Genomic DNA, 8,635 nt, shown 5'->3' with positions numbered 1-8,635 from the left:
GGTAGGCACATAAAAAGGGCTGCCCGAGGACAGCCCTTTTTATGGGAATTAGGATTCATTGATTTAGAACTTAATTTCCTCTTCATTTTCATCGAAGAAATGGTATTCAATAAAGCTGTAATTATTATTGGGTAACACTTTTAGTTTGATGGCAAATTTCTTTTTCCATTTTTTTACAATATTGGTAAACCATCCCTTGGTTAAATAGGCAAATACAATGGGATGCACATGCAATTCAATTTGGCGATGGCCATGGTTTACCAGGTATTGCAGGCGTTTTTCCATTTCATCTTCCAACAAAATAGAAGGCGTAACCATACCGGTACCACCACAGGCAGGGCAAATTTCCGAAGTATTGATATTTACTTCGGGGCGCATACGCTGGCGGGTAATTTGCATTAAACCAAACTTTGATATAGGCAATACGGCATGTTTTGCCCGATCGTTTTTCATGTATTCTTCCATGGCATCTTGCAGCTTACGCTTATTATCGGGCAATTTCATATCAATGAAATCAATTACGATAATACCACCAATATCGCGCAGGCGCAATTGGCGGGCAATTTCTTCTGCTGCTTCTAAATTGGTTTGCAGGGCATTTTCTTCCTGGTTATTGCTAACGCTTTTATAGCCGCTATTTACATCAATAACATGCAGGGCCTCGGTGTGTTCAATAATTAAATAGGCCCCACTGGGCAGGTTCACGGTTTTACCAAATGAGCCTTTTACTTGTTTGGTAATGCCATACTGGTCGAATATGGGTAAAGGACCATTGTAGTGCGTAACAATATCGGCTTTATCGGGAGCAATTTTTTGAATGTAGGCCTTGGTATCGTTGTAAATATTTTTATCGTTAATCACAACCCGATTAAAATCAACCGTCAGCAAATCGCGCAGCATGCTGGTGGTTTTATCCTGCTCGCTCATAATTTTGGCAGGGGCAACGGCACCCTTCAAATTCTGCTGAATTTGTTTCCAGTTTTCGGTAAGGGAAATAAGATCCTGGTGCAATTCTGCGGTAGATTTACCTTCCGCCGCAGTGCGTACAATAACGCCAAAATTTTTGGGACGAATGGCTTCTACAATTTTTTGCAGGCGCTTACGCTCTTCAGCCGAATGAATTTTTTTGGAAACGGCTACAATTTCATTAAAAGGGGTTAATACTACAAAGCGACCGGGTAAGCTGATTTCACAACTGAGGCGGGGCCCTTTAGCAGCAATGGGTTCTTTTAAAATTTGCACCAAAACACTGGGCTTGCCGTTTAGCACCTCATTAATTTTACCGGTTTTTACAATTTCCGGCTCTACATTAAAATGACTGAAGTCGAAAGGAGTTTCTCCTTTATCGTGTATAGCCATTTGGGTAAACTTCAATAAGGAGCGGGCAAAAGGCGATAGGTCGGTATAATGCAGGAAAGCATCTTTTTCAAAACCCACATCAATAAAAGCAGCATTGAGGCCGGGTATTAGTTTTTTTACCTTCCCTAAATATAAATCGCCTACAGCAAAATTGGCATCGGCCTTTTCTGTGTGTAACTCAACCAGTTTTTTATCCTCCAGCAAAGCAATTTCAACTCCACCGGGCGAAACGTTAATAATTAATTCTTTGTTCACAAATGTTGCAACTTTATAAATACACAATAAGATGCGCTGCATTCATAGCAGGGCATTAAGAGTAATCACGCATGTATTTACCCAAAGGGAAGGAAGGTAAAGTTGCAGCAATAATAGGCGCGGCAAATACACGTTGTGAAACCAAGGAAAGGCCTCCGGTAGAAACCAACGGAGACCTTAACAAATAGAGTAACCAATAAGAAATATTATTTATTCTTTTTCTTATGACGGTTTTTTCTTAAACGTTTTTTACGTTTGTGAGTAGCAATTTTATGACGTTTTCTTTTCTTACCACAAGGCATACGCTGTCTGATTTTTTTGTTTAATAATTTATTTTAGTTCGTTAATACGCTTGTCAATTTCTTTTTTTATGGCATCGTTATTAATCATGTTTTTCGCTGTTTCGTACCAGTGAATAGCATTGGCTTTATCGCCTTGCATATCGTAGGTTTCGGCCAGCTGAAAAATAGCTTCCAAATTATGGGGGTCTTTGCGAACAATGAACTGAAACCGTTCAATGGCTTTATCTAATTGACCGCTTTTTTTACCACCCAAGCCCAATACCATTTGTGCATACAGGTTATTAGAATCTTTTTGTGCAATTTCCCGAACGGGTAAAATACCCTGCATAGGGTTATCGGAAATATTGCCAAACATATAACAAGCCCCCAGTCCAATTTTACTGGAATCGTTATTCGGATTCAATACCAATGCCTTATCTAAAAGATCTTTTGCGTTTTCAGCCAACCAGTGTTGCATGGCCGGATTATTCTCTGTCAGCAGGTTATCTACAAACAGTTGGGCGGCAAATGTGAGACTTTTTTCGGAATTCTCCAACTTAGCTGCTTGTGCCATGTAGTAAGCATACGGTTCAAATACATGGGCGGAATCTTTCCAAAAGCGGGCTAACTGGTGGTAGACGTGCAATTGCTGGTCCTTCACATCGCCACGGGTAACGGCATTTTCTAACGATAAAATACGTTGATTTTGTTCGGGGGTCAACTGCTGACGGGCTTTTTGTAATATATCTGCAAAATGAATGGCAGGAGGAGCACCTGCTTCCTGTTGCGCCATGGGTGCTTGATTAGCAGCCGATTTGGGGGCAGTAACTTTACCAAATACAAACAATAACACAACCGCCACTACGGAAGCGATGACTAATACAATTTGACTTTTTTTCACACGCTCAATTTTGCGCAAAGTTATTCCGACTTGAGCTTGGTACGCACTTCTTCCATAAATTCTTTTGCCGGCTTAAAGGCGGGGACAAAATGTTCAGGTATTTCTACAATGGTATTGTACTTAATATTACGACCAATTTTGGCGGCCCTTTTTTTGGTAACAAAGCTGCCAAAACCCCGAATATAGATATTTCGGCCGGCTGCTAAATTGGTTTTAATTTCTCCTAACATGGTTTCCAACGTAACCAGAACATCTACTTTGGGGATGCCGGTTTTTTCAGAAATAACGGTAATGAGATCTGATTTTCTCATAAAAAAGCTTTTCGGATGAACAGTTCTTTAAAATTAACACAAAAAATGAGTTTTGCAAGAAAATAAAAAAAAATACTACATATTAGTGACTGATTGCAAAGATATTTATAAGTTGCCGTTTTACATAATATTGCAATTATCCGCAAATACCCCTTTTTTTTCTGCAATAAATTGCCTGATGGTTAAATGCCGATTTTAAGGCAAATTTGCGCCTATATGCATGCACCCCATTTTGACGAATTGTTGTTACACTGGCATCGGCACCATAACAAACGCTCCATGCCCTGGAAAGGAGAAAAAGACCCCTATAAAATTTGGCTGAGCGAAATTATTTTACAACAAACCCGGGTTGAACAAGGGCTAGCCTATTACGAAAGATTTGTACAGCACTACCCTACCGTTACCCAATTAGCCAAAGCACCCGAAGAAGCGGTGTTTAAGTTATGGGAAGGATTGGGCTATTACAGTCGCTGCAAAAATTTATTGCAAACTGCTAAAACCATTGTGCAACAATACAAGGGAAAATTTCCGGCAGACTATGATGCCCTTTTGCAATTAAAAGGTGTGGGACCCTACACTGCCGCAGCCATTGCCTCCTTTGCTTTTCAACTACCTTATGCCGTGGTAGATGGAAATGTGTTTAGGGTGTTGGCCCGTGTGTTTGCCATTGATACTCCTATTGATAGTACAGAAGGGAAAAAACAATTTACGCAATTAGCGCAACAGGTATTGAATCAACAACGCCCCGATTGGCATAACCAGGCCATGATGGATTTGGGGGCTACCATTTGTAAACCAACGCTACCCCATTGTAGTAGTTGCCCTTTATTGTCCATTTGTAAAGCACACCAAACCGGTATACAACAACAACTTCCGGTGAAAGAAAAAACCATACAAAAAAAGAAACGGCGCTTTTACTATTTTTTACTGGAATACCGCAACAGCGTTTACCTGCACAAACGTACCCGTAAAGATGTTTGGGAAAACCTGTATGAGCCTTATTTAATTGAAAGTGAGGAAGACATAGCATGGAATAATACCACCATTGCCCAATGGTTGCAGGAACAATGGAATGTTACGGCATTTGAGACCCTGCAAATTTCTGCCAAAGAAGTACAGCAATTAACCCATCAACAAATTACGGGTGTAATGATTTACATACGGCTGCAACAACCCATACCGGCATTACAACAGTATGAAAAGGTGCCTTGGACAAAAATTTCCGAAAAACCATTTCCCAAATTAATACACCAACTCATGCAGCAATTAAATCTACCCAAATAGGTAGATACCGTAGCTACAACAATGCCTATGCGTTGTATAGTTATGCTTCATTATTACGCACCAGTCCTTCAATGAAGGAAGACACCAACGACACAATGATACTGAAGAAAAGTGCTGACCACCAGCCATCTACCCGAAAGCCGGGTACCAGCTCGGAGGTCCATTTAATAATCAGCACATTAATCACCAGCAAAAATAAACCCAGGGTAAGTATGGTAAAAGGAATGGTGAGAATGATAAGAATAGGTTTTACAAAAGTATTGAGCAACCCTAATACTACTGCTACTAATATAGCAGTAGTGGCACTGTTTACATGCACGCCACTTAAAATGTAGGTAGCCACCAATACAGCTACCGAGGTAAACAACACTTTTGAAAGGAATGAAATCATATTGGTTTCGTTTATACTACCTGAAGTTCGTAAAAATTTTCGGGATTCAGGTATTTTTTCGCCAATTGCTGCAATTCTTCTGCTGTGGTAGTTTTAATATTCTCCACCGTAATATCAAAATAATTCATGGGCATATTATTCAACACATAATTTTTCCAGCGTTCAATAATATGAAAAGGACCGTCAATATCGCCCAACAGGGTACCGATTAAAAAGTTCTTCACCAAGCTCAGTTCCGCTTCAGGAATTGGCTCTTGTTGCAGTTTCAACATTTCCTTGTACGTTTCTTCAATGGCGGCTTCGCTTACCTGCCGCCCGGCTTCAGTACTTACCATCCACAAACTTTGTTGTTGGAAGGATTGGATGTAAGAATGAATACCATACGTATAGCCTTTGTCTTCGCGAATATTACTCATGAGCCTGGAACCAAAATAACCACCCAGCACCGTATTCAGCAATTGAGCCTTTAAAAAATCGGGATGGTGGCGCTCAGGAAATGGCAGTGCCAGGCGAATAGCAGCCTGCACGCCATTATCATCATTCAAAACAAAATATTTTTTTTGTGCCGCCGGTTGTATGGGATATACCGGCTTCACCAATGCAGTACCGTTAAGTGATAGTTGTCCGATAGTGTTATTGAGCAAAACTTCAATATCATTCGGTAAATTACCGGCAATGAACACGGTGCAATGACCATTTTGATAGTATTGTTGGAAAAACTGCAACATTTCGTTGCGGGTTAATGTATCGTAATCGGACAAGTGGCTATACTTACCATAAGGATGTTGCTCGCCAAACACATAGGCATCAATTAAACGATTGGCCACGAAGTCGGGCTTTTTCAAATTAACGGCCAGGCGTTGCCGCATATTTTGGCAATAAATTTGAATTTCCTCTTCCGGGAAAACCGATTCGCTCAATACCTCGGCCACCAGGGGCAACAATTGAGGCAAGAATTTGCTTAGGCTGTGTAAACTAACACTAGCACGTTCAAAATAACAAGCACGGTTTAAATAAGCGCCATACATTTCAACCTGTTCATTTAACTGAAAGGCTGTTTTATGACGGGTGCCATTCTTTAATAAAAAATTAGTACTGGCGGCAACAATATTTTTTTGTTCGTACCAGTTGCCGGCATCAAAAACCAATTCTAATTGCACTACCTCCTGTGCGCCGGCTTTTACGGCATAAACCTGAACACCATTGGATAAGGTAAATGTTTCCGCTGCCGGTAATTGTAGGGGCAAATGAATGGGATCGGTTATATGGGGTTGTTGTTTTCTATTGATCATAAATGTTGGCTATAATAATAAAGTGTATTCACATTGTTCGGATTAAAAATAGCGGCTGCACCCTGCTGCAAATCAGCCGTAGTAACCGCCTGAAACCGACTTAACTCTTCATTGATTAGATGGGCATTGCCCAATAACTCGTAATAAGCTAAGCTGCTGGCACGGTTCATTAACGCCATATCTTCGAATACAATAACACTTTCTGTTCGGTTTTTAATTTTGGTTAATTCTATTTCGGAAACAGGTTGTTCCACCACTTGCTGAATAACCGCATTAATGCCGGCTTCGGCCTGTTGCATGGTAACCCCTTTTACCAATTTACCCTGAATAGTAACCAAACCGGGGTCGATAGCGCCTAACTGATAACATTGAATATCGGAAAATAATTGCTGCTCTTTTACCAATGATTGGTATAAACGCGATGAACTGCCACCGCCTAAAATTTCGGTAATTAAATCGGCCACGTAATAGCCTTGCTGTAAACGGCCGGCCATGTGCCAGGTTTTCATAATGGCATGCAAAGGAACATCGGCGGTTACTTCTAATGTACGCGGGGCCGTTTGTGTAGGTTCGGCGGGTAAAAGGCGTTCATATTTTTCACCCATGGGAATATCGCCAAACCATTTTTCTGCCAATTGCTTTACTTGTTCGGTAGTAACATTTCCGGCCACTACTAAAATGGCATTAACAGGGCGATAGTGTTTGAAGAAAAATGCTTTCACTTCGTCTAACTGCACCTGTTCAATATGGCTTAATTCTTTACCAATGGTTAACCAGCGATAAGGGTGTATCTGATAAGCCAAGGCCCGCATTTTGTGCCACATATCGCCATAAGGTTTATTAATGTAGTGTTCTTTAAACTCTTCGCAAACCACCTTCCGTTGTACTTCCAAACTTTTTTTGCTAAATGCCAGTGAAAGCATTCTGTCACTTTCCAGCCAAAAAGCCGTTTCAATATTTTTAGCCGGTAATTGGCAATAGTAATTGGTTACATCATCGGTGGTATAGGCATTATTTTCACCACCGGCACGTTGCAGGGGTTCATCATAATCCGGTATGTTTTTGCTGCCGCCAAACATCAGGTGCTCAAACAAGTGGGCAAAGCCGGTTTTTTCGGGATTTTCATCACGGGCACCCACATCGTACAACACATTCACCACCGCCATGGGGGTTGAATTATCTTCATGCACCAGTACCCTTAAACCATTCTCTAAAACAAAGCGATTAAATTCAATCATACTATTGAAATAAGGTGTGCAAAGTAGCAACAAAATTGCGGAGTGGGCAAATATGTTTACCAAAGCATAACGCAAAGGCGGCAGGGTTTAACGCCGCAATATGTTCACCACTTTTAAATCGAGTGTCTCTAATTGACCTTCCCGTTGTACAATTACTTTAATGCGTGAACCTGCATTTTGCAAGATATTTTTAAAGATTTGAATGTTTTGTGCAAACACGTTGTTCATGGCAACAATAACATCGTCGGGCTTGAAACCTGCTTTTTCACCCGGTGATCCGGGCATTACATCCACCACGGTTACAGCACCATTTACCCAATAAATACCCAATCCGGTGTAGGAATAATCGAAAGGATCTTGAAAATGTTTATTGGGAACAATATAAATGCTGCGTTCGGGATAATTAAATACGGTGTTGAAGCGCCTCATTAAATCGTTCCCCAATATACCACCCAAAAAGGGATAGCTGGTGATGTTGTAATCATCGCTAAAAATCAGCAAGGGTACTTTCCTGAATTGAAAAGGACCGATTTTAATTTTTTCTGCCACCGTTAATTGCATTTCTTTTTTCCCCCCCAACCCCTCGGCCTGTGTGGGATAGAGCTTACGTTTCCGCTTCAGCAAACTGCTATCTTTCATAAACCTTTCTGAAATTAAAAAATACAAACCGGCACCGGTATCAAAAATAAAGCGGCTTAATACTTTGCGGGCATCGGTAATGGCAGCAGGTTGATATATTAATGTACTAAAGCGGGGTTGCAATACATATCCGCCATTGCCTTTGGGATATTTAAACTTCCGGGGTTCGTAAACACCAATGGTATGGTTATCATAATCAACACTCACCACATAGCGACTAAAAAAAGTGTACCCAATAATACCATCAATTTTTACGCCATATACACTGGTTAATAAATCGTAATTATTAATGTGAAAGTCGAGGCTGTCGAGCGTTAACTCCGGGAAATGCAGGGTATGGCGATAAGTAAAATCCACTGTTTTAATACCGGCAATACCGCGGATGGTGCGGTCGGTATGCACCCGTTCCAAATGAAATTCATCAACGGTTGAAGAATCGAGGGAAATGCCGCCACTACCTGTATCCAAAATAAAATTGAGGGAATCGGGAATACTATCTAACTGCGCTTTTAAAATAATGATGCCACCGCTCAATTGAATAAAACCAAAGCTGGCCATGGGTTTGGGCAGGGTTTGTTCAAATGTTTTAGTAACCGGCAACGGCGTTTGAGCCGATAGCAAGGTACCGGTGCAGCAAGCAATGATCAGTAAAAATGAAGTAACAATTTTCATGCGGGATAAAAG

General features: G+C 40.9%; 8 protein-coding genes. 1 reads left to right on the top strand and 7 read right to left on the bottom strand.

Annotated features, from left to right (window positions below):
• Positions 1-63: 63 nt before the first annotated feature.
• The 3 genes from ACP5P5_RS10780 to ACP5P5_RS10770 form a co-directional block, all read right to left on the bottom strand.
• Positions 64-1,614, bottom strand: coding sequence for an Rne/Rng family ribonuclease (locus ACP5P5_RS10780; RefSeq protein WP_428286119.1), 1,551 nt, complete (start codon positions 1,612-1,614; stop codon positions 64-66).
• Between the two features lie 330 nt (positions 1,615-1,944).
• Positions 1,945-2,796 carry a tetratricopeptide repeat protein gene (locus ACP5P5_RS10775; protein WP_428286118.1) on the bottom strand — a complete coding sequence of 284 codons (852 nt, stop codon included), beginning with the start codon at positions 2,794-2,796 and terminating at the stop codon, positions 1,945-1,947.
• 20 nt (positions 2,797-2,816) lie between these two features.
• Complete coding sequence (locus ACP5P5_RS10770; protein WP_428286117.1) at positions 2,817-3,107, bottom strand: HU family DNA-binding protein; 291 nt, start codon at positions 3,105-3,107, stop codon at positions 2,817-2,819.
• Positions 3,108-3,323: 216 nt separating this feature from the next.
• On the opposite strand from ACP5P5_RS10770, the gene mutY reads away from it, so the two are divergent.
• Positions 3,324-4,391 (top strand): A/G-specific adenine glycosylase, encoded by a 1,068-nt coding sequence (gene mutY, locus ACP5P5_RS10765; RefSeq protein ID WP_428286116.1) that lies wholly within the window; start codon positions 3,324-3,326, stop codon positions 4,389-4,391.
• Positions 4,392-4,431: 40 nt separating this feature from the next.
• On the opposite strand, the gene ACP5P5_RS10760 is transcribed toward mutY, so the two are convergent.
• The 4 genes from ACP5P5_RS10760 to ACP5P5_RS10745 form a co-directional block, all read right to left on the bottom strand.
• Positions 4,432-4,782, bottom strand: coding sequence for a phage holin family protein (locus ACP5P5_RS10760; protein WP_428286115.1), 351 nt, complete (start codon positions 4,780-4,782; stop codon positions 4,432-4,434).
• A gap of 11 nt (positions 4,783-4,793) precedes the next feature.
• Positions 4,794-6,074, bottom strand: a complete 1,281-nt coding sequence (locus ACP5P5_RS10755; protein WP_428286114.1) for a M16 family metallopeptidase — start codon at positions 6,072-6,074, stop codon at positions 4,794-4,796.
• The gene (locus ACP5P5_RS10750) at positions 6,071-7,312 is read right to left on the bottom strand and encodes a M16 family metallopeptidase (RefSeq protein ID WP_428286113.1); all 1,242 of its coding nucleotides are present in this window, start codon (positions 7,310-7,312) and stop codon (positions 6,071-6,073) included. The genes ACP5P5_RS10755 and ACP5P5_RS10750 overlap by 4 nt, the downstream gene beginning before the upstream one ends.
• A gap of 87 nt (positions 7,313-7,399) precedes the next feature.
• Positions 7,400-8,623, bottom strand: a complete 1,224-nt coding sequence (locus tag ACP5P5_RS10745; protein WP_428286112.1) for an aspartyl protease family protein — start codon at positions 8,621-8,623, stop codon at positions 7,400-7,402.
• Positions 8,624-8,635 lie beyond the last annotated feature (12 nt).

It is taken from the genome of Hydrotalea sp. (assembly GCF_049968455.1).
Lineage (GTDB): Bacteria > Bacteroidota > Bacteroidia > Chitinophagales > Chitinophagaceae > Hydrotalea.
Note: the sequence above shows the minus strand (reverse complement) of the source record. Positions and strands in the feature narration are given on the sequence as shown.